This window comes from Dyadobacter sp. BE31 (genome assembly GCF_031457695.1).
Classification (GTDB): domain Bacteria; phylum Bacteroidota; class Bacteroidia; order Cytophagales; family Spirosomataceae; genus Dyadobacter.
This window is the reverse complement of record NZ_JAVDXA010000006.1, coordinates 362,036-387,494: the sequence shown is the minus strand read 5'-3', so window position 1 is coordinate 387,494 and position 25,459 is coordinate 362,036. Positions and strand designations below refer to the sequence as shown.

18 protein-coding genes and 1 tRNA gene are annotated in these 25,459 nt (G+C 50.7%); 11 read left to right on the top strand and 8 right to left on the bottom strand.

Annotated elements, in window-relative coordinates; genetic code table 11:
• Positions 1-73: 73 nt before the first annotated feature.
• Positions 74-988, top strand: a complete 915-nt coding sequence (locus J2Y43_RS27150) for an SPFH domain-containing protein (protein ID WP_106596933.1) — start codon at positions 74-76, stop codon at positions 986-988.
• 4 nt (positions 989-992) lie between these two features.
• Complete coding sequence (locus tag J2Y43_RS27145) at positions 993-1,427, top strand: NfeD family protein (protein WP_309989456.1); 435 nt, start codon at positions 993-995, stop codon at positions 1,425-1,427.
• A 75-nt stretch (positions 1,428-1,502) separates the two neighbouring features.
• Here the strand turns inward: J2Y43_RS27145 and pafA (J2Y43_RS27140) are convergent, their stop codons facing one another.
• From pafA (J2Y43_RS27140) to J2Y43_RS27130, 3 genes are all read right to left on the bottom strand, one after another.
• A complete protein-coding gene (gene pafA / locus J2Y43_RS27140; RefSeq protein WP_309990286.1) occupies positions 1,503-3,143 on the bottom strand; it encodes an alkaline phosphatase PafA in 1,641 nt (546 codons plus the stop codon).
• 122 nt (positions 3,144-3,265) lie between these two features.
• Complete coding sequence (pafA, locus tag J2Y43_RS27135; protein ID WP_309989460.1) at positions 3,266-4,951, bottom strand: alkaline phosphatase PafA; 1,686 nt, start codon at positions 4,949-4,951, stop codon at positions 3,266-3,268.
• Positions 4,952-5,082: 131 nt separating this feature from the next.
• Positions 5,083-7,893 carry a pitrilysin family protein gene (locus J2Y43_RS27130; RefSeq protein ID WP_309989463.1) on the bottom strand — a complete coding sequence of 937 codons (2,811 nt, stop codon included), beginning with the start codon at positions 7,891-7,893 and terminating at the stop codon, positions 5,083-5,085.
• Between the two features lie 168 nt (positions 7,894-8,061).
• On the opposite strand from J2Y43_RS27130, the gene J2Y43_RS27125 reads away from it, so the two are divergent.
• Both J2Y43_RS27125 and J2Y43_RS27120 read left to right on the top strand, forming a co-directional pair.
• Complete coding sequence (locus J2Y43_RS27125) at positions 8,062-8,457, top strand: hypothetical protein (RefSeq protein WP_309989466.1); 396 nt, start codon at positions 8,062-8,064, stop codon at positions 8,455-8,457.
• A 27-nt stretch (positions 8,458-8,484) separates the two neighbouring features.
• Positions 8,485-9,012 carry an acyl-CoA thioesterase gene (locus J2Y43_RS27120; RefSeq protein ID WP_309989469.1) on the top strand — a complete coding sequence of 176 codons (528 nt, stop codon included), beginning with the start codon at positions 8,485-8,487 and terminating at the stop codon, positions 9,010-9,012.
• On the opposite strand, the gene J2Y43_RS27115 is transcribed toward J2Y43_RS27120, so the two are convergent.
• A complete protein-coding gene (locus J2Y43_RS27115; protein ID WP_309989471.1) occupies positions 9,002-13,627 on the bottom strand; it encodes a translocation/assembly module TamB domain-containing protein in 4,626 nt (1,541 codons plus the stop codon). The two genes, J2Y43_RS27120 and J2Y43_RS27115, sit on opposite strands and share 11 nt — an antisense overlap.
• A 69-nt stretch (positions 13,628-13,696) precedes the next feature.
• On the opposite strand from J2Y43_RS27115, the gene tsaD reads away from it, so the two are divergent.
• From tsaD to J2Y43_RS27095, 4 genes are read left to right on the top strand one after another with little or no spacing between them, the layout of a single operon-like run.
• Positions 13,697-14,695, top strand: a complete 999-nt coding sequence (gene tsaD / locus J2Y43_RS27110) for a tRNA (adenosine(37)-N6)-threonylcarbamoyltransferase complex transferase subunit TsaD (RefSeq protein WP_309989474.1) — start codon at positions 13,697-13,699, stop codon at positions 14,693-14,695.
• A 27-nt stretch (positions 14,696-14,722) separates the two neighbouring features.
• The gene (locus J2Y43_RS27105; protein ID WP_309989477.1) at positions 14,723-16,351 is read left to right on the top strand and encodes a T9SS type A sorting domain-containing protein; all 1,629 of its coding nucleotides are present in this window, start codon (positions 14,723-14,725) and stop codon (positions 16,349-16,351) included.
• Positions 16,348-17,679 (top strand): IPT/TIG domain-containing protein, encoded by a 1,332-nt coding sequence (locus J2Y43_RS27100; RefSeq protein ID WP_309989479.1) that lies wholly within the window; start codon positions 16,348-16,350, stop codon positions 17,677-17,679. Before J2Y43_RS27105 ends, J2Y43_RS27100 begins: the two co-directional genes overlap by 4 nt.
• Positions 17,680-17,681: 2 nt before the next feature.
• Positions 17,682-18,485: an MOSC domain-containing protein gene (locus J2Y43_RS27095; RefSeq protein ID WP_309989482.1), complete on the top strand. Its 804-nt coding sequence runs from the start codon at positions 17,682-17,684 to the stop codon at positions 18,483-18,485.
• Between the two features lie 123 nt (positions 18,486-18,608).
• On the opposite strand, the gene lpxA is transcribed toward J2Y43_RS27095, so the two are convergent.
• The 4 genes from lpxA to J2Y43_RS27075 all read right to left on the bottom strand — a co-directional run bounded on the left by lpxA (position 18,609) and on the right by J2Y43_RS27075 (position 23,210).
• Positions 18,609-19,421, bottom strand: coding sequence for an acyl-ACP--UDP-N-acetylglucosamine O-acyltransferase (gene lpxA / locus J2Y43_RS27090; protein ID WP_223400176.1), 813 nt, complete (start codon positions 19,419-19,421; stop codon positions 18,609-18,611).
• Entirely contained in the window at positions 19,418-20,809 is a 1,392-nt protein-coding gene (locus J2Y43_RS27085) for a bifunctional UDP-3-O-[3-hydroxymyristoyl] N-acetylglucosamine deacetylase/3-hydroxyacyl-ACP dehydratase (RefSeq protein ID WP_291196321.1), read from the bottom strand. Before J2Y43_RS27085 ends, lpxA begins: the two co-directional genes overlap by 4 nt.
• Positions 20,810-20,853: 44 nt before the next feature.
• Positions 20,854-21,894, bottom strand: coding sequence for a UDP-3-O-(3-hydroxymyristoyl)glucosamine N-acyltransferase (lpxD, locus tag J2Y43_RS27080; protein ID WP_309989487.1), 1,041 nt, complete (start codon positions 21,892-21,894; stop codon positions 20,854-20,856).
• An 80-nt stretch (positions 21,895-21,974) separates the two neighbouring features.
• On the bottom strand, positions 21,975-23,210 hold the full coding sequence (locus J2Y43_RS27075; RefSeq protein ID WP_309990290.1) for an HD domain-containing protein: 1,236 nt from the start codon (positions 23,208-23,210) through the stop codon (positions 21,975-21,977).
• Positions 23,211-23,327: 117 nt separating this feature from the next.
• Here J2Y43_RS27075 and J2Y43_RS27070 point away from each other — a divergent pair.
• The 3 genes from J2Y43_RS27070 (at position 23,328) to J2Y43_RS27060 (ending at position 25,167) form a co-directional block, all read left to right on the top strand.
• A tRNA-Ile gene (locus tag J2Y43_RS27070) sits at positions 23,328-23,401 on the top strand.
• 435 nt (positions 23,402-23,836) lie between these two features.
• On the top strand, positions 23,837-24,376 hold the full coding sequence (locus J2Y43_RS27065) for a hypothetical protein (RefSeq protein WP_309989488.1): 540 nt from the start codon (positions 23,837-23,839) through the stop codon (positions 24,374-24,376).
• Between the two features lie 311 nt (positions 24,377-24,687).
• A complete protein-coding gene (locus J2Y43_RS27060; RefSeq protein WP_309989491.1) occupies positions 24,688-25,167 on the top strand; it encodes a hypothetical protein in 480 nt (159 codons plus the stop codon).
• Positions 25,168-25,459: the final 292 nt, after the last annotated feature.

Sequence of the window (25,459 nt, the reverse complement as noted above, 5' to 3'; positions counted from 1 at the left end):
ACATTAGTCCGAGACCGATAGGATTGAACGCCACTTCGTGTTATTTTCGCCATAGACCTTAAACCGACTTGTTATGACCCCTTTCATTGTTCTGCTCGTCCTGGTGGTGCTCACCATTCTGATGACCGTCAAGGTTGTCCCACAGCAAAGTGCTTACATTCTGGAACGTCTGGGAAAGTTTTACGCCGTCCTGCAACCGGGCGTCAATTTCATCATTCCCTTCTTCGACCGGATTGCTTACAAGTACACGCTCAAAGAGGCCGCTGTTGATATTCCCGAGCAGATCTGTATCACCCGCGACAACGTGCAGGTACGCATGGACGGGGTCATTTTTATACAAGTAATCGACCCGCGCAAAGCGGCATACGGTATTTCGGATTACACTTTTGCGGTAATCCAGCTGGCGCAAACCACCATGCGGAGCGAGATCGGTAAGCTGGATCTCGACAAGACATTCGAAGAACGTATGACGATCAACCGTGCCGTGGTAGAATCGATCGATGAGGCAGCTACGGGCTGGGGCGTGAAGGTGCTCCGTTATGAAATCAAAAACATTACCCCGCCGCAGAGCGTGTTGAATGCGATGGAGAAACAAATGCAGGCTGAGCGTGAGCGACGCGCGGTGATCCTGCAATCGGATGGTGAAAAACAGGCAGCTATCAATGTAGCTGAGGGGCAAAAGCAAAAAGTGGTATTGGAATCGGAAGGTATCCGTTTACGACAAATCAACGAGGCGGAAGGTGAGGCTTCGGCCTTGAAATCGGTGGCAGAAGCTACGGCCGAAAGTATCCGATTGGTAGCCCAGGCGATCCGCGAGGAAGGCGGCGCAGAGGCAGTTCAATTGAAAGTGGCCGAAAATTATGTGGAGCAGTTTGGTAAAATAGCCAAAGCCGGCAATACGCTCATTCTCCCGGCTAACCTCGCCGATATGGGCTCGCTCATCGCGACGGCATTAACCGTAGTCAAATCGTCGGAACACAAGCAATAGTATCATGGATTTGACCTTACCTCAGATTTGGCTCATCGTAGGGCTGGTAATGCTTGTTGCAGAACTGGTCAGCGTCCTGCTCGTGTTCGTTTTCTTCGCAGCCGGCGCATTACTCACATCCCTCCTCACGTCTATCGGCCTGCTCCCGAGCACTGAAAGCCAGATATTAGCTTTTTCAGCCATTTCGCTGATTTCGCTGCTTGTACTCCGGAAACACGCCCGTAATTTGCTCGAACGTCGCTCTGCGGCGGAATACAGCGAGTTTACCGGCGAAACCGCCATGGTGATCCGCGACATTCCCGGCAACGGCGAAGGCCGCATTTATTACCGCGGCGCCGAATGGAAAGCCATTTCCGAGAATCATGAGAATATCCCTGCCGGCAGCAAAGTCGTGATCAAAAAAACAGAGGGCATTGTCCTGATCGTCGAAGAATCCTGACTTTAAATATTAATCCAAACAAAAAGCCGTGAGCACGAACATTCGTACCCACGGCTTTTTGTTTTACACTAAAAACTACTTTTTCAGCGCTTCCTCCACCGGATGTCCGATGTTGCCGCTCGCCGGTAAAATGTGCAGCAGCGAAGCAATGGTAGGCGCAATGTCGCAAACGGAAGTTCTTTTGACTGTTTCCCCTTTGTTGATACCCCAGCCAAACATCACAAACGGCACCTGGGTATCATAGTTGTAAGGTGTTCCGTGCGAGGTTCCGGTGGAAGTTCCGTAGAACCAGCCCGGCTGCGATATTACCTGCAAATCCCCGCTGCGTTTCGCATTCACGTTGTTTTTATACAGTTCCAGCTGGTAGGTATTCAGCGGTGCTTTGCCCATATCGGTCAGGTCGATCACGTCGGCAATGCCCGGCACCGTCAATGAGGCGTCGCGTACCACGCTATGTACGGCTGCTATGGTGATGTTCTTTTTTCTTAGGAGGCTATGGTCGAGATAAAGCTGGTTGTTATCCGTAGCTACCACATATTTATCTTTTCCAAAAGCCTCATTCAACGCGTCGGTAACGGCATTGGTGAGCAACTTACGATCGACGAGGCCTGCCGGCAGCTTGTGCTCCTTCGCGAAGCCCGGAACATCCACTACGCCATGGTCGGCGGTGAGGAATACCGTATACTGGCCTTTTCCTACCCAGCCGTCGAGGAAATTGAACAAATCGGCAAACTCGCGATCGAGACGCAGGAAATCATCCTGCTGCTCCACGGAGTTCGGTCCTACGCGGTGACCGATTTTATCGGTCGACGAGAAACTGATCGCCAGGAAGTCGGTATCTTTTCCTTTCCCAAGCTGCTCGCCTTTAATCGCCTCGATAGCCATTTCCTTGGTGATGGTGTTACCCCACGGCGTGTCGGTTACAATCCCGAATGCGTCACCCGCCATTCCAACGAGTTCATAAGGGAATACCGGTTTTTTTGCTCCGGGCAGCTTGCCTTCCCAGGGTACATCGTCGGGAGAGCTCTGCGTGTAAGCGTCCGCTGTCAGCAGGAGGTCCCAGCCCTTTTGCGCATAAGCGGCCGGCATTTTTTTCGCATTGTAATCTTTGGCCCATTGCGGCAGATCGTCCATATAATAGGTACTGCTCACCCAGTTGCCGGTTTTGGAGTCAAACCAGTAGGCTGCATTCGCAGCATGGCCCGCGGGCAGGATCGAACCGCGGTCTTTAATAGCTACGCCGATGGTTTTCGAGCGGAAGTTGGTCGCAATGCGGAGCTGATCTGTCACCGTGCTCACGAGCAGGTTTTTGGGAGACATTTTACCTACCGCCACGTTGCTGCTTCCTACGGTTTTGACCGTACTATCTTCCACGCAATACACATCCTGTTTTGCAATAGGATCGTACCATTCGTTACCAACAATCCCGTTGATAGCGGGTACCGAGCCCGTGTACGCCGACGCGTGCCCCGCAGCCGTCACTGTAAGCGCGTAGCTGTAATGGTTGTTGCGGCAGTTAAAGCCCTCGTTCATCATTCTTTTGAAACCGCCCTCGGTATACTGGTCGTAATAGCGGTAGAGATAATCGTAACGCATTTGGTCCACCACAATACCGACAACCAGTTTCGGACGGGCAAGTGCAGTGGCCTTCGCAGCTGCGGCCTTGGTACTGGCCGCCTTTTTGGGAGTTTGTGCGGAAACGGCCGTCGCAGCCATTGCAGCCAATACCCAGCAAGCTAATCTTCTCACAATTAAGGGATTTAGGTAAAACAAAAAAACTGCGGAGCCCTATACTGCCCGAACCCGGGATGGCCCGCAGCGAATACTCTTTTTTCAGGTTACTTTTTCAATGCTTCCTGCACCGGGTTACCCACATTGCCGCTCGGGGGCAGAATGTGCAACAATGCCGAAATGGTAGGTGCGATGTCGGCAATGGAAGTACGACGAAGCGTTTCCCCTTTGTTGATGCCCCAGCCGTACAGCAAGAAAGGCACGTGCGTGTCGTAGTTATAGGGCGTGCCGTGGTCGGTGCCGGTGCTCATGGTCGAAGCAAACCAGCCCGGTTGCAGCAACACCTGCAAATCGCCGCTGCGCTTGGCATTGATATTGTTCTTGAACAGCTCCAATTGATAGGTATTCAACGGTGCTTTACCCATGTCACGCAGATTGATCACATCTGCTACGCCATCAACTGCCAGCAATGCGTCGCGCAATGTCTGGTACACATCTGCCACGGTGATCTTCTTCTCTTTCAGGATCGCTTTGTTGAGGTAAAGCTGGTAGTTTTCAAATGCGGAAACATATTCGGCCTCGCCATAGGCATCGTTCAGCGTCTTCACGATGGTACGCGTCAGGGTAGTTGCATTCAGCAAGCCCGCTGGCAGCTTGTGCTCCTGCCAGAATGCGGGCACATCCATGGCCCCGTGGTCGGCGGTGAGGAACACGGTGTAGTTACCCTTGCCTGCCCAGCTGTCGAGGAAGTTGAAGAAATCGGCGAACTCGCGATCCAGTTTCAGGTAGTCGTCCTCCTGCTCCACCGAGTTAGGCCCGAACATATGGCCGATGCGATCGGGAGAAGAAAAGCTTACGGCAAGGAAATCGGTATCAGCACCTTTACCGAGGTTTTCGCCTTTGATCGCCGCAATGGCCATCTCCTTGGTAATCGTGTTGCCCCATGGCGAAGTTGTCATCGGACCGTAGGCATCACCTGCATTGCCCGTCAGGTCATGCGGGAACACCGGCTTGGCAGCGGTCGAAAGCTTACCTTCCCAGGGCACATCGTCCGGGGAGCTTTGGGTATATTCTCCAATAGGCAACATTGTATTCCAACCTTTGCCCATGTACTCGGCAGGCTTTTTCAGGCTGTTATAATCGGTAACCCATTGCGGCAAATTATCCATATAATAGGTACTCGTCACGAAATTCCCGGTTTTGGAATCAAACCAATAAGCACCTGACGCCGCGTGACCCGCAGGCAGAATGGAAGCGCGGTCCTTAATCGCCACACCGACGGTTTTGGATCGAAAGTTAGTAGCAATTCGGAGTTGATCGGTAACCGTGGTTACCAGCAGGTTCCGCGGCGACATTTTGCCTACCGTCACATTGCTGCTCCCTACCGTCGCCACCGTGTTATCATCTGTACAATACATATTTTTGGCCTGCGCAACGTCGTACCAGTCGTTACCCACAATCCCGTTCATAGCCGGCATCGAACCCGTATAAACAGCCGAATGGCCCGCTGCCGTCACGGTCAATGCATAGTGGTAATGGTTGTTGCGGCAGTTGAAACCCTCGTTAATGAGCCTTTTTAAACCGCCTTCTTTGTATTTGTCGTAATAGCGGTACAGGTAATCGTAGCGCATTTGGTCTACGACCATGCCTACTACCAGTTTGGGCCTTTCCAACTTGGTTGCGGCCGTGGAAGCCGCCCCGCCCGTTTTACTTTTGGTTTGAGCAAAAACAGGTTGAATAATGACGAGTCCCGCGAACAAAACTCTGAGAAGCGGATGATGGATCAATTTCATTGTGATGCTATTGACAGCGTGAGGTTCCGTGTAAATATTACTCGGCAAAGATAAAGATGTACTACGTTTAAAAGCAGAAAACCGGCGTGCTTTTCACGACCGGTTTCCAGAATCTTAATTTTATTTTAATCTTATTTTTTATCGCTTCCGCCAAGCTGCGCGGGTGCACCTCCGGTTTGAGCGCCTTTTTTGGCCTTCTCAAAATCACCGGCTTTGATGATCACGAGCTTGTTGTAGTCGATATGCTTGTTAAATGCAGCCTTGATCTGGTCCGGCGTCAATGCTTCGATTTTCTTCTCAAAATCAGCATCCCATTGCATGGTACGGTTGAGATAAAGGTTGCTGCTGAGGGTCGTCGTGAGGGACGCGTCCTGCGAGCGCGCCACCTGCCGCGATTGCAGGTATCCCGATTTGGCGGCTTTCAACTCGTCCGCCGTAAATCCTTCCTTCATGACCTTCTCGATCTCCTCTTTGAATGCCGCTTCCAGCTTCTCCGCATTTTGAGGTGCATAAATGGCGTACGACATAAAGGAACCGTTCTTATCCAGCGGGCTCGCCGAGAATTGCGAGCCAACGCCGTAGCTCAATCCTTCCTTCTGACGAATGCGGGTAGCCAGGCGCGAATTCAGGAAGCCGCCGCCGAGCATGTAGTTACCCATAATCAACGCCGGGTAATCGGGATCCGTATCCTGCAATGGCATGTTCAACCCGGCCACAAACATCGCATTGGCCTTATCCGGCGTCTCGATCGCCTTGTTCTCCGCTTTTACCGCCTGGTAAGGTGAGGAAATGCGGGTGAATGGCTTCGCGCTCTTCCAGCTTCCGAACTCGTCGTTCAGGATTTTCTGGATCGCATCCTTGTCGAAATCGCCGACTACTGTTGCCGAGGCATTGTTAGCCCCATAGAAATCCTTGTGAAACTGCCGGATCTGATCGATGGTCGTCGCCTTGATGCTCTCGATATCCTCATCGAATGTGCCGACATAACGCACGTCGCTTTTCGGGTAGGGCGAAGTAATGCGGCGGTATTGGTTAAATGCGATGGCCTGTGGTTCGCTACGCTGCGATTCGATGCCTGCGAGCTCTTCCTGCTTCAATTTCTCAAACTCGTTTTCGTCGAATGCAGGGGTTTTCAATACTTCCGCCACCAGTTTCATCACGGCAGGCAGGTTCTCTTTGGTCGTTTCGATACTCGCCCCTGCCTGATTGGTATTACCAAAGAAGCTGACGCGTGCTTTCAGACGGTCGAACTCATCCTTTACCTGCTGGCGGGTTTTGGTTTTGGTCCCCTTGTCAAGCATCGAGCCGGTCAGGTCGGAGATCGTCGCTTTGTTTTGCAGGCTCTTCTCGTCACCGAAACGAAGGAAAATGCGCGCCGCAACTACATTACCACGGGTCTTTTTAGGGAGCAGCGCGGTTTCAATCGTGTTGGCTTTTTCAACCCGCGTTGTACGGCTTTCCACATTGGCTGGCGAAGGATCGAATGCCTCACCTTCTGCCACCACGGCCTCGCCTTTGTAATCTTTTACGAGATCGGCCACTTTCGGCGCTTCGGGGATCTCGGCCCTCACCGGATTAGCTTCCGGCATGAACGTTCCCAGTGTACGGTTGGATGGTTTGAAATAATATTGTGCAACCCGCGCTACGTCCTCGGGTGTCACTTTGCGGATATTGTCGCGGAAAAGGAATGCCAACCGCCAGTCGCCGGTCGCGATGGATTCGCTGATACTCAACCCAACCCTTTCCGAGTTCCGGAATTCCAAGTCCCAGTTTTTAAGGATTGTCGTTTTGGCCCTTTCTACATCTTCCTTCGAAGGTTTGAACGTGGCGGTAGAATCCAGCGTCGCGGTGAATGCCTTTTTTGCTTCGTCCAGAGACTTCTCTTTCAGGATCTCAGCTCCGAACAATACGAACCCGGGGTCGAACAGCTGGAATGTGTATCCAAATTGCGACGATGCCTTCTTCGTATCGACGAGGTTTTTGTACAATCTACCGTTCGGCTCGGTGGTAAGCACCTCGGTGAGCACTTCCATCGCAGGATAATCGGCGTGCGAGCCGGGCATAATATGGTACATCGCCATCAGCATTTGCACATCGCCGGTTCTTTTCAGTTCCACAAAACGCTCGCCGTCCTGGGTGGGCTCCACGGTATACGAGTGCGGAAGGACGCGTGTCGGTTTGGGAATTTTGCCAAAATAATCGTTGATCAATGCCAGTGTTTTGGGCTCGTCGATCTTTCCGGCGACGGTCAGTACGGCATTGTCGGGCTGGTAATATCGCTTATAGAATGCTTGCAGGTTTTCGATGGGCACGCGCTCGATGTCGGAGCGGTTACCGATCGTCGATTTGCCATAATTGTGCCACAGGTAACCGCCCGAAATAACCCGCTGCATCAGCACGCGGAACGGACTGTTTTCGCCCGATTCGAACTCATTGCGCACCACGCTGAACTCGCTATCAAGGTCTTTTTTGGCGATAAACGAGTTCACCATCCGATCGGATTCGAGATCGAGCGCCCATTTCAGGTTTTCGTCGGATGCCGCGAAAGTTTCAAAATAATTGGTACGGTCGTACCACGTGGTACCGTTCGGCCGTGCGCCGTGCTCGGTAAGCTCCTGCGGAATGTTCGTATGCTTCGGAGAGCCTTTGAACACGAGGTGTTCGAGCAAGTGGGCCATCCCCGTTTCTCCATAACCCTCATGGCGCGAGCCTACGAGATAGGTGACGTTCACCGTGATGGTCGGCTTTGACGGATCGGGGAACATCAGTACTTTCAGGCCGTTCTCGAGATTGTATTCCGTAATCCCTTCCACGGACGTCACTTTCGTAACGCCTTTCGGCAACTGCTGTGCTTCGGAAGGCATTGCCAGCATCGCAGCGAGCATCATTCCGACCAGCGAGCCGTGCCTGAACAAATTTGTTCTTTTAGATTTCATGACCATATTAAAAACCATTAGTTTAGATTTATAATCCTTGAAAATAGTGCAGAATATCACATTTACCAATGGATTGGTGACAAATGGCAAAATAATATACGTTGCAACATAATGTCGTATCAGGCGTGTATGGGTTGCATATGCGTTTTCAAACATGTCCCTCATTGAAAGAGAATGACCACATTTAAAAAAGCCCCGATCCTGTTTTCCATCCTCGCAGCTACCTTGCTATCCGCCTGCGCCGGTAACGGGATACCTATTTCATCCAACACCAAATATCCGATCGAGGTCCTGTATGATAACCAGCCGCTGGAACGCCCCTATTCCGAACTGGCGGTGGTGGAGATCGGCAGCGAGGATTCACTGACCGCCGACCAAACGAAGGACAAAAGAATGATGTTCCGCGGAAACGACGCCAAGACAAAGGAGCTTCTGACTGCGCGGCTGGTAATGAAGGCCCAGAAAATCGGCGCCGACGCGATTATCAATGTCAAATACAAATACTACACGAGCGTGAACAAGGAGGGCTATATGCTGAGCGGGCTGGCCGTGCGGTACCGGGGAGAATGACACTTCTAACAAGATAAACTAAAAACCATGCTGTTTACTGCCAAACTATCCGACATGCCCGTCGAAGCGGAATCGAGGGTGATCATCCGTTTTCAGGATTGCGATCCGCTGATGCATTTGAACAACTCCAAATACTTCGATTACTTCTTCAATGCACGGGAAGATCAGGTTTCCAAACTGTATGGTTTCAGTTTCGAGGCGATGTTTCGCGAGCTGCGCACGAGCTGGGTCGTGTACCAGCATCAGATCGCGTACGTAAGGCCCGCGCGCATCAGCGAATGGGTGCGCATTACCTCACGCGTGATCTACTATAATGAAGACACGATGGTGACGGAGTATTTCATGACCAACGACCTGCGTACCGAGCTCAAAACCGTGCTCTGGACTACATCCAAGCATATCAGCATTGCCTCAGGGCAACGGGTGCCGCACCCGAAGGAGGTTATGGATTACCTGGGCGCAACCTGCGTGCCGGGCCTCGATTTCCCAAACCTGCATTTCAACGACCGCATTCATGCGATCAAGCAGGAACTGGCGGCCGGGGCTAACGCGTAGGATCTTTTTCTGAAATCAATTTTCGTGTCGTATCCTGTTTGGCATCTTGCGGGGCGTCCTGGCGAACAGAATCTGCCGGCAGGAAAGGAATCCGCACGCCCGGCTTCGGCGAGCGGGTGAAGCGGTTGAAGCTATGGGTAAACTGCATACTCACACCGCCGGTTGTGAAGGTTCCGCTGTTGAACACCAGGTTATTCTGGATATTGCGGTTGTAGGCTTTCACCCGCACTGAGCCTTTGGCATTCAGCCAGTATTCCAATGTCCATTCACCGAGCAAGCTCGCCGCATCGTATTGCGAAGCGCCCGTTTGCGATTGCGTGCCGGAGGTAAAGCGGCCGTCCCGCGTGACGCGGAAGCGATCGTTCAGGAACCGGTAGGAAAAGCGGAGCTGCAAATTATTCAATGCATTCTGATCCAGTGAAAGGCCCGAAACGCCCACTTCGAGGTTTTCGTTGATCCCCGAAGCCCAGCGGCTGATCTGGTTCGACACGAGCTCACTGATACTGCTTCCGAGGAAGTTCTGGCTGCCCACCGTTGCCAGGCTACTTTCAGGCAGCAGCTGGTTCACAACGAGCAAGCTGCTCACCTGCCGACTTAGCTCCTGTTCGTCGGATTTCAACTTGTTCTGAAATGCTTCCAGCTGACCACGGTAAGCGCTTAGCGAGGGATTATCGAGGATTTTGAGGTCGTACCGGATCGTGGGCGACATCAACCGCTCCGATAGCCCGATGGTCACTTCCACAGGATACCTTCTCGACAATGCGTCGCCGCTGTTGTTCCCAAGATTGCCGGTATTGGGCAACACGCCTGCCAGCGAAACCATCTGGGTGTATCCGGCTTTTACATCGAGCTGCGCAGCGTAGGGATCGCCCGCCCAGATGATCCTGCTGCCCGGTTTGATGTTGAATTTCTTGTTGATAACATTCTGCAAGGTAAAATTATACTCCCCCTTTTCGATCTCGTACGTTCCAGCCATGGTGAAATCGCCTTGGGTATCAATGTTCAGGTTGAGACGTCCGCTCCCGTTTCCGCGCAGCACATCGCCGGTTTGCCGGTCGAAGATGATCTCGCAGGTCGCGTCCGGGGTGAGGTTGAAATTAAAATCCATTTTGATCCCTCCGGCGATCTGGCTCCGGGCCACGGAGTCGGCAGCGGGAACGCCGGCTGTGCTGTCGGCGGGCGCCATTTTGCTCACAAACTGGATATAATCCTGTGTCACCACCTCGGTAGCCCCGTCCAGCGGTATGTGAATGCGCGTACCTTTGTTACTGGTCACATTAGCTTCGATATTCAGCTTATCGATCGGGCCGTACACCGCCACAGGGCCGGTGACGTAGGCCGTCCCATAGAACATGTCGTTGTCCTTCACAGTGGTGTTCAAAATTTTGAAATTGCGAAGGTCGGCATTGAAACCGAGGGAAAAATACTTGAAACCGTCATGAAACACCCCGCCGCGCAATGTGGCCGTATTACCGTCGGAATCGGTAACGAGAATGTTATTCCCCGTGATTTCACTCTCAGAGAAATTGATTTTATCACTGAATGTAAACACCGATTGCAAGTAATCGAACTTCATCCGGCCCTTGTCTACGGTAAGTGAGCCTTCCAGAATGGGCGCGTCGACCACACCCCTGATCGATACGACTCCCTGCGCCGTTCCGCTGATGTCCGATACAAGCCCCTCCGCGAAAGGTTCGAGCGCTTTGAAATCCGCCTGGTTGAAAATCGCTTTCAGGTTCAAAGTATTTGCTTCCAGTTTCGGACGGTAGGACCCCACCAGACTGAAAACCCGGCGTGCATTCTTGCTCAGTTGGGCATCGATTTGCAACTCGCTGGTAATCTGATCCCAGTCGCCCGTACCGAGCAGGTTCCCGAATTCGTATTGTCCGTATCCAAGGCCTTCGATCGCGAAATTCGCGTCCAGCATGACGCTGTTGTAAATGTCTTTCACCTTCGCCGAGCCATCCATAATCCCCGATAGTTTGGTATTGAACACAGGGTTCAAGCTGGCTAGTTTGAAGTTTTTAATATCGAGCAAAAGGCTCTTCTCCGGATCTTCCGAGGCGGTTCCACTAAGGAAAATGCGCTGCTTGCCACTCACCAAACCGAGGTTGGACATTGTAATATCATCACCTACAATCGAGATCAGGCTCTCCGAAGGCACATTCCACTCTTCATCCAGCAGATTCAGTTTAGAATTTTTGAAACCAATATCCAGACCGGCCGGCAGGAACCGTATCTCACCCGCCAGATTAGCCCGGTTGGTACTTTTGATCTGATGCACCGCGCCATTGAAGTCGATGTGGTCCACATCCCAGGTTCCTTCGAGCTCCATTTTCTCGGTGGGCACCATTTTGCTGATCTGCTGCTTGTCGGAAGTCACGAGAATGGACGCGAGTACCTCCGCGCTGTTGACGAATTTCGAGGTGGTAACATCCACTTCTGCATTCATAAACTGGTTTTTACCATAGCTCACCGTATCCGACACCGCATTGAAAGTGAGCACAGCCGTATTATCCATTTTAAAAATTCCTTCCGCCTTTGCCCCGCGCGAAATGTAAATATCCGGGCTCAGGAAGGCCAGGAACTTCGACAGGTTATGCGTCTGAATCGAATAGTCGATATCGTACCTCCGCGACAGCATCTTCAACGGCTTCCGCGCGTAGTATTCGTTCCGGCTGGCCTCGTTTTCAAAGAAATACAATTTATATTCTTCCAAAACCTGGCTCACGTCCTTCCAGGCCTGCGTCGGCAGGAAGTTGCCTTCCACCTTCGCCGTCAGAAACTCGCTGTCGAGCTGCAAGCGGCGCTTCCCAAGGTGATTCCGGGAAGATAACACGAGCGTATCCACGACGAGGTTCCGCTCCTTATTGGTCATCACGAGATAGGTATCCAGCAATTTGGCATCACCTACGAGTTCATCGACCGTGTTACCCGTCACATTCACATTCAATTGCGTGCGGAGCGTGATCGGATCTTCGCTAAGCCCCAGTTCCTTCAAATTGGCCCGTTCGATAAGCCCTTTGACGTCGAACATGTTCTGCTGTTTCGAAAGGTCGAATTCGCCGTCGAGGTTTAATACCAGGTTGCTGTCGCGGGCGCTCACCAGGCCATTGAAATACTGGTTTTGCAGATTACCTCTCAGCCGGATGTTCTTATAATCATAATTCCGGAAACCCACCCGTTGCACCAGAGCATTCATATCCGCGGAAGCCACCGACAGTTCCAACCCTTTTCCGTAAACCTTCCCTTCAAAATCCAGCTCCTGCCAGTTATCCTCGTCTTCCAGCAAAGTACCCAGGTTGAAGGACGCCGTTTTTACTTCACCCGAATAGGTGGTCGTTTTGGCATCGGCAATATGGAACACCAGGTCGCCCGACAACTCGCCCAGCTCCGACGAAGCCGAGGCATTCACCGCAAAATCTTCGAGTGTTCCTTTAAATGTGCCATCCAGCAGCGTGTAGCCGAATTTTTGCAGATCAGGGTGCATGTCCCATTCGGGGTAATATTGGACCAGGTCCACGGGGTCGATCTTCGAAACCGACAGCCGGATATCCATCAGCACGCCCTCGATTGTGGGAAGTCCTTTGAAACCGATATCGCCTATGAGCCTGCTGTTCTTGCCAAAATGCAGGTCGGTATTGGAAAGCACAAAATCATCGACCTTCCCATTGAAATCACCCGATATCAGCCAGGTTTCGTTCAAACCATCGATATAGCTCGAAAACAACCCGAGGTCGCGCGAATCCACACGGCTGCCGACCAGGTGCCCTTTCATGCGGATCTTATGGTTGAAATCGCCCAATTCGCCCGACCGGTTGTAATAGAATATCACCTCGTCTTTCAAATGCGAATTCCCGATGTGCGCATCGAGCTCTTTCAATTCCATTTTCTTCTGGCAAAAAAGGAATTTCGTATCGAGGTCGTGCATTTCCAGGCCGGTTTGCTTATCAACCGTTTTCAGGTTTTTGGCACGAAAGGCAATGGTGTCTCCCTGAACGAGGAAATCGCTCAGCTCGCCGTAAAGGTGTTTGAGGCTGAAATGCGAGTAGTCAAATACCCGCGAACCACGATCCCGGGGCTGACGGGGATCATCATAGCCGAATGTACCGTCGATCACCTTGGCTTTGCCGATGATAAAAGGCGTGTTGTTCTCCGGGGCGTTCGGTGGCCGGGGCACCGCCGGGGCGGTAAGCTCATTAATACGGGCGATGAACCCGTCGATATTTAGGTCACCCGATCTCGGCACGATTACCAGGTGCACATTGGGCCGGTATACATTGACTTCGTCGAGAAATATCTCCTTCGCCGAGTCGCGCATAATGTTGTTGACATTCAGATTGACATCCAGCCGGCCGACGTCGATCATGTCCGCACCCGAGGAATCCTTCACAGAAACCCCTTCGAGCGAAACCACGTCGAACCATTTGATATTAACCCTTTCAATGGAAATGGGATACCCAAGCTTGGTGGAGATCTCGGCCGTTACGTGCCGCACAGCCCAGGTTTGCACGGAAGGAAGCTGTAATGCGGTAGTAGCAATCCCTAGTGCCAGCAGCACGAAGATGATAACCACGATCAGACCATTACCAAGCGCCTTCAGGAATTTTAACATATATAGCTTCGCAGCGGGATACTGCTTATCTTATTGTTAATGCTTAATTTTGCGAATATTTTCCACAGTATGAATATCCTCGCCATTGAATCGTCGTGTGACGAAACCTCCGCAGCTGTTATAACAAACGGGAATATCCGCTCCAATGTTGTTGCTACGCAACTCATCCACACCCAGTACGGCGGCGTCGTCCCCGAGCTGGCTTCGAGAGCGCATCAGCAACACATTCTGCCGGTGGTGGACAAAGCATTGAATGATGCAAAAATAGCAAAAAAAGACCTGGATGCCATTGCTTTTACAAAGGGACCGGGTTTGCTGGGTGCTTTGCTGGTAGGTACTTCGTTCGCGAAGTCGATGGCGCTCGGGTTGGATATTCCGCTGATCGAGATCAACCACATGCAGGCGCACGTGCTGGCGCACTTCATCGACGCACCCAAACCCGCATTCCCGTTCCTGTGCCTTACGGTGAGTGGCGGGCATACACAGATCGTGAAAGTTACCGGCCCGCTCGACATGGAAATCATCGGCGAAACGCGTGATGACGCCGTGGGCGAAGCTTTTGATAAAACGGCCAAGCTGCTCGACCTGCCCTACCCGGGCGGCCCGCTCATCGACAAATATGCCGCGCAGGGCAATCCGCAAGCCTTCCCATTTCCGCTTCCGGAAATCCCGGGCCTGGACTTTTCGTTCAGCGGGATCAAGACTTCGTTTTTGTATTTTCTCCAAAAGCAGGTCCGCCAGAACCCGGATTTTATCCAGGAAAATATCGCCGACATTTGTGCCAGCATTCAGTTTACATTGATTGATATTCTCCTTAAAAAACTAAAAAAAGCATCCCGCGAAACAGGCATCAAGGAAATTGCCATCGCCGGCGGTGTTTCCGCTAACTCAGGTTTGCGCAAATCGTTGCAGGAACTGGGCCAACAGCTGGGTTGGAATGTGTATATTCCTGCTTTCGAATACTGCACCGACAATGCAGCCATGATCGCGATCGCAGCGCATTACAAGTTCGAAGCGGGCGATTTCTGCGACCAGACGGTCAGTCCGCTTGCAAGGATGGAGTTTTAGAAACAGTGCTAACCTAAAAAGGATTGTATGAAACACTTTTGCCTGGGCATTCTTTTTCTTTCAATCCTGTCCGCGACCGCGCCGCTTTTCGCACAACCCGCGCGCGCACTCCGCAGCGACCTGACAATCAAGCCATTCTTCCGGATCGACAGTACCGATACCCAAACCAGGCTCGCATACGATGCTTCCGATAAGTCGTTTTACACCATCGCCTGGAATGGCGACCTTTTTCACCTGACCCCGAACGGATCGGGGAATTACAGCATTCAAAGACTGGCTTCATCACAGGATCATGGTATCAACTACCTGCAAGGACTTGCATTGCACGAAGGCAGCGTTTACCTCGCCGGTAATGTGGTTATCACGCAAGGTGTTTCGGGTTATGGCAAGGCCGTGAAAGCCCCACTGACCGGCGGCAAACTGACTTGGACCGAGATCTTTAAAACTGCCGAACACGCCTCTTCAAAAACACTTTTCGACCACGCTTTCAGTGCCATCTGTTTTTCGCCCGACGGCAAGGACATTTACATCGCGAGCGGCTCTCGCACCGACCACGGCGAAGTGAAGGATAATGAGGGCCTCTACCCCGGCCTGCGCGAATTGCCTTTGACAGCCTGCATCTTCAAAATACCCGCCAATACCGAAAATTTGCAACTTCCCAATGACTCGGCCGCGCTTGCGCCTTACGTCCACGCGCGCGGCGTGCGGAATGCTTTCAGTCTCGCATTTGCGGCCAACGGCGACCTGTTCAGCGTCGAAAACTCCGGCGATCGCGACGACCCCGAGGAAATGAACTGGATCAGGCCTGGTGCGCATTATGGTTTTCCTTGGGAAATGGGCGGTAACGACACGCCTATGCAGTTTGCCGGGTACAAGCCGTCGGATGACAAGCTGATCAACCGCAATTACACAGCCTACCAGATCGGCGCGTTTCATGACGATCCGCAATATCCTCCCAAACCGAAGAACCTGACTTTTCACAAACCAATCCGGAATGCCGGCCCCGACGCCGACATGTACCGCGACCCGGCCACGGGGAAAGTGATGGACGCAAGCGAAACCGGCAATACGATCAGCACATTCACTGCCCACAGATCGCCTTTAGGGCTGGTTTTTGACAAAAAGTCAGCCTTTGGAGGCGCGTACAAGGGCAAAGGGTTTGTGCTGAATTTCCAGGAAGGCTCCGCCACTTACGGCCCCATGCAGGAATCCGGGCAGGATTTACTAATGCTCGATTTGAAGAAAAATGCCGCTGGTGACGATTATACATTGAATACCTACCGCATTGTCTCCGATTTTTTCCAGCCAACGGATGCTACGATCGTCGACAATAAGTTATATGTGCTCGAAGGCCAGGGCCAGATTTGGGAAATCACTTTTCCAAAGGAAGTGGTCACGGCGGTCGAACCCGCATATAATGCATTCACTGTGTACCCGAACCCTATCCGGGGCAGAATGCAAATCCAGGGACCTCCAATCCAGCAAAATGCCCAAATGACCGTCACCGATATGACCGGCCGTACGCTGATCCGCGAAAAGCGGCATGTACACGGGAAAACCGAGCTGGATGTTTCCAAACTTCCGGCAGGCACTTATGTGCTTCAAGTAGAGTCGCAGCAGCAGCAGGTTACCACCCGATTTGTCGTTAACCCGTGAAAGCATTCATCCTATCTGCATTCATGATCGTATTTGCGATCTGCCTGTCGTGCAGCGAATCCCCGCAGCCTACACCTCCGGCAACCGGCGGTAATGAGCCGCCCGAACTAACCGGCTTTTCACCGCTATCGGGTAAAAAAGGCACTGTTATCAAAATCCAGGGCAGGCATTTTGGTACGGATAAGGCGAAAGTTTCGCTGCAAATCAACGGCTTGAAAGCGGTTATCAACACTGTTACTGATAGTGAAATATCGGCGGTGGTACCCGATAAATGTGGCTTAGGAAAGCTGGTACTAACAATAAACGGTAAAGAAATCAGCTCTTCGGCTGCATTCCGGTACCTCTACACGGCCACCACGAGTTACTTTTCAGGCAGCGGCCTCGGTGGCTACGAAGATGGAGCGCCCTTAAAATCCAAATTCGGGACATTATACAACATTGCTATGGATGGCAAAGGCGTTATGTTTGCCGCCGACCTGGGCAATTGCATGGTGAGGCGCATTGATACCGACGGCAGCACTTCCACCGTCGCAGGTGCGGCGAGCGGGGGATTTAAAGACGGCAAAGGCAACCAGGGGTTGATGAAGTTCCCAATCGGCATCGAACTGGCTCCCGACGGGTCCATATTTGTCGCGGATCATGAAAACCACGCCATCCGCCAACTGTTTCCCGATGGCACACTTACTACCGTGGCCGGCGAGCCTGATCGCCCCGGATCGGCAGATGGCGGACTGGCATCTGCCCAATTCAATCAGCCTTATGGCGTAAAGCTCGACAAAACAGGTACACTGTGGATTTGTGATACCAAGAACGGCCTGATCCGGAAGCTGGCGAACAGCCAGGTGACTACTTTCGCCGGCAGTACACCAGGCTATGCCGATGGAAAACTCAGGGATGCAAAATTTTATATGCCTTCCTACCTGAATTTCGATGAAAACGGCAATATTTTCGTCGCCGATAAACACAACCATTGTATTCGCAAGATTACGCCGGATGGAATGGTAACCACATTTTCCGGAACGCCCACCCAAGTAGGCTACCGCGACGGTGAAGCCGGCCAGGCGATGTTTAACCAACCTTGTAATATCCAGATCGACAAGCTCGGGAACCTTTATGTAAACGACCTTTGGAACCATTGTATCCGCCTCGTGTACCCGGATGGGTACGTGACTACGCTCGCAGGCAAAGGCGGAACGGAGGGGTACAACGAAGGAACCGGCGAAAATGCACTTTTTAAGCATCCTCAGGGATGCACTTTGGACAAAGACGAAAATCTTTTTGTTACAGATTCAGCTAATCAGCGCATACGTAAGCTGACCATCCAATAATCATGGCCATGACATTGTCAGAAATCTGGGTCTATCCCGTAAAATCCCTCGGCGGGATCAGGCTCACCAAAGCATTAACAGAAGAAAGAGGGCTTCGATACGATCGCCGCTGGATGATCATCGATGATGAAAACGTGTTCATCACCCAGCGTACGCATTTGAAAATGGCGCTGATAGACGTCGCGTTGGAAGAAGAAGGACTAAAAATATACCTCCGCGCCGATCCGACGGATTTTGTACTCGTACCCTATCAGCCGGTAACCGCATTGCCCGTCACTGTGCAAGTGTGGGACGATACCGCGGAAGCGCTCACGGTTTCCGACGAAGCCGACGCATGGCTCACCCGGCAGCTCGGTATGAAACTCCGGCTGGTAGTAATGCCCGATTCGACCGAAAGAAAGGCGGACCCACGCTATGCCCGGCACAACGAGAATGTGAGTTTTGCCGACGGCTTTCCGTACCTGGTCATTTCGCAGGCTTCCCTCGACGACCTGAACGCCCGCCTCGCAGAGCCGATCGAAATGCGGCGTTTCCGCCCTAATTTCGTGATCAGCGGCACCGAGCCATTTGCCGAGGACCAATGGAAGCACATTACCATTGGTGATCTGCGTTTCGAAGTGGTGAAGCCCTGCGCGCGCTGCGTACTCACGACCATTAACCCCGAAACCGCCGAAAAAGGTACCGAGCCGCTCAAAACGCTCGCTAGCTACCGCCGCAACGGCAACAAGATATTGTTCGGCCAGAATGTAACGGTGCAGGATTTCGGAGAACTGAAAGTAGGCGACCGGCTCACGGTCCTGGAATAGCAAAAGAGCTCCGAAGAAACGGAGCTCTTTTACATGATAAAGAATTAAACTCTTCAACACCATTAGCCTACCCGGCTTAGCCTATTGCTTATAGCTTATAGCCTATTGCCCTATAAACCTCCATCAAGACTGAGCTTCTGTTTCGCTCGCTCCGGTTGTTTGAAAGGGGCTTTTCATAATCCCTCTTTCCGAGTTACGGATAAAATTGATGATTTCGTCGCGTTCGTCCGAAGGCGCCATTTCCAGTTCGATCTTTTGAAGCGCTTCGGCATTGTTAAGACCCTTCATGTACACGTAGCGGTAGATGTTCTGGATCTCGATGATTTGCTCATTGGTATAGCCTCTTCTACGCAATCCAACAGAGTTGATACCCACATAGGAAATAGGCTCGCGTGCAGCTTTGGTAAACGGGGGTACGTCTTTCCGCACCAGCGAAGCACCCGACACGAACGCGTGTATACCGATTTTTACAAACTGGTGCACCGCACTCAATGCACTCACAATGGCCCAGTCGCCCACATGGACGTGTCCCGCCATTTGCACATTATTACCGATGATGACATTGTTCCCTACCCGGCAATCATGCGCCACGTGCGCATAGGCCATGATCAAGCAGTCGGAACCGACCACCGTTTTCCAATGCTCTTCGGTACCACGGCTGATCGTCGCATACTCACGGATCGTCGTATTGTCGCCGATTACCGTCAGGGTATATTCATTATTGTATTTCAAATCCTGCGGTGTTGCAGAAACAACGGCACCGGGATAGATCTTACAGTTTTTACCAATACGCGCACCGGAATTGATTACAGCGTGTGACCCGATCCAAGATCCTTCCCCGATCTCAACATCGGCATGGATCATTGCAAAGGGTTCAATCTCTACATTCTGAGCAATCTTAGCGTCAGGATGGATATATGCTAATGATTGAGTCATTTTTTCTTTACCAGGCTTGCTATCATATCCGCTTCACACACCAGCTGTCCGGCTACGTATCCCCGGCCGCTCATTTTTACTATCCCCCTCTTCATCGGCGAAGTGAACTCACATTTGAAAATAACTGTATCCCCCGGAAAAACATTGCGGCGGAAACGGCATGCATCGATTCCGATGAGGTACGGCCAGTAGTTGTCCGGATCAGGAACGCTGGAAAGTACCAGGATTCCGCCCGTTTGCGCCATTGCTTCCAATTGCAAGACGCCAGGCATTACCGGGTTACCCGGAAAGTGTCCGAGAAAAAATTGTTCGTTGATCGTCACATTCTTAACCCCTACCACGCTGTTTTCGTCCAGCGCGATGATCTTGTCAATCATCTGGAACGGATAGCGGTGCGCCAGCAACTGGCCTATCTGGTTAATATCGAATACAGGAGCCTTGTTGGGGTCGTATTGAGGAATGTCTCCTTTTCCTGATTTGATCAGTTTCTTGATCTTTTTAGCCAAGGCCACATTCGCCGCATGGCCCGGGCGTGCAGCCAGGATCTGCGCTTTGATCGGCCGGCCTACCAGCGCGAGGTCACCAATGAGGTCGAGCAGCTTGTGGCGTGCCATTTCATTGGAATAATGCAGGTCCACATTGTTGAGGATACCCTTGGATTTGTCGACACTCACTTTCGGCTTGTTCAAAAGCTGCGACAGATGATCCAGTTCACCGTCTTTCACCTCGCGGTCTACGATCACGATCGCGTTCGTCAGGTCTCCGCCTTTGATCAGGTTTTGCTTGTAAAGTGCTTCCAGCTCGTGCAGGAACACGAATGTGCGGCACGATGCGATATCGTCTTTGAACAACGTGATATCGTTCAGCGAGGCGTGCTGGCTGCTGATGACGGTAGAATTATAATCCACCATCACCGTAAGGCGATAGTCCGAGAGCGGCAGTGCTACCAGCTCGGTATCCTTATCCTTATTTTTATAATGTACGTATTCCGGAACTTCGAAATAATTGCGATAAGCATTTTGCTCTTCGATACCCGCATCCAGCAACGCATCCACAAACTTGATGGAGCTGCCATCCATGATCGGCGGTTCGGGGCCATCGAGCTGGATCAGCACGTTATCGATCTGCAAACCTACCAATGCGGCAAGTGTGTGTTCAACCGTATGGATCCGCGCGCCGTTCTGCTCGATGGTAGTACCGCGGGAAAGATCCACTACATTATCGACATCTGCATCTACAATGGGCTGGTCGGGTAAATCAACACGTTGAAACTTGTACCCGTGGTTGGCCGGCGCCGGCACGAATGTCATCGTAGCGACAACACCGGTATGTAAACCCACTCCAGTTACGGATACAGACTTAGAAATGGTTTGTTGTTTTTCGTTCATTATATCTATTTCCTTTTCTAAATAAGGTGCGTCCGGATGCTGTATTACTGAAAATCAGACGTTTCCTGTTTGCGTTCCAGGTCTTTCAGCCGTTCTTCCAGCTCAGGCAGCCTTCGCACCAAAGCCATGGACCGTAAATGTTCGTTCAGGTCCCTGGCGGGGGAGCCCGATAGCGACAGGCCTTCCTTTTTAATGGATTTGCCAAGCCCGCTCTGAGCCCCGATCTTAGTATTGTTTGCTACCGTAATATGTCCGACCAGACCAACCTGCCCGGCAATCACACATTGGTCGCCAACAGTGGTAGAACCGGACACGCCCGACTGGGCCGCAATTACGGTATTTTTTCCAATCTCTACATTATGTGCGATCTGAACCAGGTTATCTATTTTCGCTCCCTGGCGGATAATGGTCGAGCCCATCGTCGCACAGTCGATCGTTGTATTAGAACCGATGCTCACATTATCTTCTATCACGACATTTCCGAGCTGCGGGATCGTCTTATAGCTGCCATCGGCCTGCGGTGCGAAACCGAAGCCGTCGCTGCCGATCACCGTGTTCGCAAAAATCGTTACATTCTTACCGATCACCGTATTATCGTAGATTTTCACACCCGGATGGATCACCGAGTAATCGCCTACCTCGACCCCATCACCCAGCCAGGCCTGCGGGTAAATTTTCACCTCTTTTCCAATCACGCAATTTTTCCCGATATAGGAAAACGCACCGCGGTAGCAGTTATCCCCCGTCTGGCTGTTCTCTCCGATAAAACTCGGCTGCTCCACCCCCGACTTGATGCCGGCGAGGCGTTTCTGGTATTCTTCCAGCAGGATCGTGAAGGCGGTATAGGCATTTTCGACGTAGATCAACGTCGCTGCAATATCTTTTTTGGGAGTAAAATCTTTATTGACAATTACTGCCGAAGACTGTGTGGAGTAGATATAATGCTCATATTTGCTATTGGCCAGAAAAGATATACAACCCGGCAGGCCCTCTTCAATTTTTGCAGCCGAACTAATTGTAATCTGATCATTTCCAACAACAGTTCCATTCAGCATCTGAGCAATCTCGCTGACAGTAAATTTCATATTTTATCGGCTAATTTCGGGTAATGGTATTCGAGTACGTTGTAAAAATTATTAATTCTGCCTTCTTTTTTGGGTCCTGATTAACCACGCAAAGATACATTTTTAGCCCAACATACATAGTACTTGCGTACAATCTTAGTGAGGGCTTCGATGGTCGGAATGTCGGACGCATCGGCGATATCCAGCAAATTCCCCTTTTTCATTTTAACGCGAATCGGGTCCTGTTCTTTCGCATAGGCCCAATTGGTGGTTTCGCCGGTGATCAGGAAATATTTCATATCCGTTTCGGATATTCCGCGCGCCGTCAGGCGCTCACGGAGCGGCGCCAGTACTTCTTCGCCTGGCGGCTCATTAAAAAAGCTGATTTTGAACAGGTTCCTATCCAACAGCATTTGACATAACGTCGATAAAACAGGGTCCGAATGCGTTTTCCATCCTTTTACAGAAGCCCATACGTCGTTATCGTCCAATCCGTTGAATGCCGCCAGCAAATCGGGTTCATTGTCGAAGTCAGCGAGGGTAAAACGGTTATAAAGGAAGCGGGCAAAATCGGGCGTGGCGAAAAGCTGCTCTCCTGCCGCCGCCAGTTCACGGGCGCGGTGCAGGATCTGCGTGAGCATGGCCTGCGCGCTCAGGAGCGTCTTGTGCAGGTACACCTGCCAGTACATAAGCCTGCGCGCATGCAGGAAGTTTTCGATACTCAAAAGCCCCTTCTCCTCCACCACCAGCTGGTCATGGCTGATATCCAGCATTTTGATCAACCTGTCGGCACCAATGGAGCCTTCGATAACCCCGGTGTAGAAACTGTCGCGGTTCAGGTAGTCCATCCGGTCCATATCCAGCTGACTGGAAATCATCTGGTGGTAAAATTTACGCGGATACTTCCCTTCGAACATCTGGATCGCGATATCGAGCCGGCCATTCAACTGACGGTTGAGATCCTTCATCATCACGAGCGTAATCGCTTCATGCGGGACACCGGGTAGCACTACACTCTCCAAAACATGAGAAAACGGCCCGTGGCCGAGGTCATGCAGCAGGATCGCTGCCTGCGCCCCTTCCGATTCGGGCTCCCAGATCATGTGGCCCTTTTCCTGCAACGTCCGTAATGCCTGGCTCATGAGGTGCATAGCGCCAAGCGCGTGGTGAAAACGTGTGTGCAGAGCGCCGGGATAAACGATATCGGCCAGGCCGAGCTGCCTTATCCTCCTGAGCCGCTGAAAGTAAGGATGATCGACCAGATCATAGAGCAGATCCGACGCGATAGATATGAATCCGTAGACCGGATCGTTGATGATTTTCCTTTTATTCAAAATCGATTTTTTGGCAAAAGTAATAAACAACCAACGGACAAAAGAAGCTAATCTTGTCGTATTCATTTGGAGAATTGAACCGATTCGCTAATTTTGCAACCCAAACGAAAGTTTGGCAAAGGGCCTATAGCTCATTCGGTTAGAGCAACTGACTCATAATCAGTAGGTGCTTGGTTCGATTCCAAGTGGGCCCACTTTGAAAATCAAGCACTTAGCAACAAAACGCTAGGTGCTTTTTTCTTTCCTAACGGTGCGACTAACAATGATTGAAATACAGTCGCAAATGCTTGAATTTACTTATTGGTAGTTAGAGTAAATGTTTTGTAACCGTAACTTACGTGCTATAAAACTCTCTCTACCAACTCTACGACAATGAGCATTGATGACAATTTGATGAAAGAACAGTTTATCATACGGTTTGATGTAGCCTCAAATCAAATTGATTCGAACACATTTGTCAACTACTTGATACACTTTAATTCAGTGATCCAGGAGATCAATAACGACTTGGCTCGTGATTGAAGGATTACTGTCAAAATCAATGCCTTTCAATCAGGTAGCTTTCTAGCTTACAGTCTATTCTCGATCAAGTCCTATCCCTCTTTACGGTTGGCAACTTAAAATACCTATTGACTATAGTATCAGTCTATAAGTCCATCGTTGAAATCAAAAAATTTCTTAAAGGAAAAAAAGCACAAAAGATCACCAAAGACGGAGACTACGTTGTAATTGAAAACCCAGACGGATCTATCCTAAAAATTGACTCAAAAGCCTACAACATTCAAGCCAACAATCCACAGGTTAACGAATCAATAAAAAAGCAATTCGAGACATTGGAGAACGACGAACAAGTATCTGCCGTGGAGATTGCAGCGAAAGACGGAACACCAATTTTACAAGTGGAGCGCAACGACTTTCCTGCACTATCGGCCCCAACTCCAACGGTTGATGGAGAAACGTCAGAAAGGCCGCAAAGCGCCATTCTCAGCATTCTAAAATTCTCTTTCGACCCCAAGTACAAATCAGACTTTTATTACCAAGGGAATAAAATCTCCGCTTATATCAGGGACAAGGCGTTTTATGAAAATGTGGATAACGGAGACAGTTTTTCCAAGGGAGATGCACTGGAAGTCGTGATGGAGGTAAAAAGGCCTATGACCCTTCGGTAGATCACGAAGTCATTAAAGGGTACGAGATCAAGGAAGTAAAACGACATATACCACGTGGCGAAAAGGGACAAATCGATATAAATATGTAAGAAACCTATATATTCCCTTTCAAAGTATGGTAGCACCCAAAAATTAGTTGCAAAATTTTTAAATTAGTAGCGTGACAACTATTTAATGGAATGGGCGTCATCTCATAAAGGAAATTTTCTGGTACACCCTCTGACTTGTTCAGAAATAAACTTAACGAATAATTGCAACTAATTGGACTTTCCAAGTGACATTCCGAAGTTTGCGTCTTAAAGAACCTTCTAATGAGAAAACTGCTGTTCATCGCCATATTGTTAACTTCGATTTCTTGTAAAAAAGACTCCGACCCTACCCCATCGAATGATCTAACCCGCGACTTGGTTGGCTCATATCAGTATCGCTATTCAGAGGTTTACTTAGGGAACATCACCATCGAATATACCGTGAAGTGGATTATTACGAAAACCGCCGACAACAAGATCAGCCTGAGCCACAGAGAAACCGGACAAGTTATCCCAACTGGCCCTATCCAGCATACAACAGAGCCTTTAGAAATAACCTTTAATGATATCGAATTAACCCGGAAAGATGGCTTCACTTTGGATAGAACTGTTGATTGGCGGCTTGATTCGCGAGAAATGGAAAAAGTGCGGGTAGTGTTCGAAGGAAATTTAGTAGGAGGCAAATTGGATGTGAAGTCAAAAACAGCAATAGTATTTCGCGGGGATGTCAGCGAAGACTTGGTAACATTTACCAAGCTATGAAACTAAACAGGCCCCACCAATAAGCAGGGCCTGTTTAGTTCTGGCGTGTGTGCAAGACTAGAACCCGCCAATGGCCCTAGCGTCTGTTTGAAGTCGCTCATTTAAAATGCGTAACAAATCTCGCTCTCTAATGAATTCCTTCTGCTCTCGTTCGAGCGCATCAACTTTCAACATCAGTTGAAAAATCAGATGGCGTAAATCGGTACCTTCTTCCTTAGGTTAGAATTATTCGGCCAATAATGTCAAGTTAATGAGTTTGGTCGTGTTCTTCAAAGTTGATAATCTACGAATC

What these genes read in the sequence shown, in the direction of transcription:
- lpxD (WP_309989487.1), bottom strand. Translation starts at nt 21,894, where the DNA reads ATGAAATTTACTGTCAGCGAGATTGCTCAGATGCTGAATGGAACTGTT.
- J2Y43_RS27115 (WP_309989471.1), bottom strand. Translation starts at nt 13,627, where the DNA reads ATGTTAAAATTCCTGAAGGCGCTTGGTAATGGTCTGATCGTGGTTATC.
- J2Y43_RS27130 (WP_309989463.1), bottom strand. Translation starts at nt 7,893, where the DNA reads ATGGTCATGAAATCTAAAAGAACAAATTTGTTCAGGCACGGCTCGCTG.
- pafA (WP_309989460.1), bottom strand. Translation starts at nt 4,951, where the DNA reads ATGAAATTGATCCATCATCCGCTTCTCAGAGTTTTGTTCGCGGGACTC.
- J2Y43_RS27095 (WP_309989482.1), top strand. Translation starts at nt 17,682, where the DNA reads ATGGCCATGACATTGTCAGAAATCTGGGTCTATCCCGTAAAATCCCTC.
- J2Y43_RS27085 (WP_291196321.1), bottom strand. Translation starts at nt 20,809, where the DNA reads ATGAACGAAAAACAACAAACCATTTCTAAGTCTGTATCCGTAACTGGA.
- J2Y43_RS27125 (WP_309989466.1), top strand. Translation starts at nt 8,062, where the DNA reads ATGACCACATTTAAAAAAGCCCCGATCCTGTTTTCCATCCTCGCAGCT.
- J2Y43_RS27060 (WP_309989491.1), top strand. Translation starts at nt 24,688, where the DNA reads ATGAGAAAACTGCTGTTCATCGCCATATTGTTAACTTCGATTTCTTGT.
- J2Y43_RS27105 (WP_309989477.1), top strand. Translation starts at nt 14,723, where the DNA reads ATGAAACACTTTTGCCTGGGCATTCTTTTTCTTTCAATCCTGTCCGCG.
- tsaD (WP_309989474.1), top strand. Translation starts at nt 13,697, where the DNA reads ATGAATATCCTCGCCATTGAATCGTCGTGTGACGAAACCTCCGCAGCT.
- lpxA (WP_223400176.1), bottom strand. Translation starts at nt 19,421, where the DNA reads ATGACTCAATCATTAGCATATATCCATCCTGACGCTAAGATTGCTCAG.
- J2Y43_RS27145 (WP_309989456.1), top strand. Translation starts at nt 993, where the DNA reads ATGGATTTGACCTTACCTCAGATTTGGCTCATCGTAGGGCTGGTAATG.
- J2Y43_RS27150 (WP_106596933.1), top strand. Translation starts at nt 74, where the DNA reads ATGACCCCTTTCATTGTTCTGCTCGTCCTGGTGGTGCTCACCATTCTG.
- pafA (WP_309990286.1), bottom strand. Translation starts at nt 3,143, where the DNA reads ATGGCTGCGACGGCCGTTTCCGCACAAACTCCCAAAAAGGCGGCCAGT.
- J2Y43_RS27120 (WP_309989469.1), top strand. Translation starts at nt 8,485, where the DNA reads ATGCTGTTTACTGCCAAACTATCCGACATGCCCGTCGAAGCGGAATCG.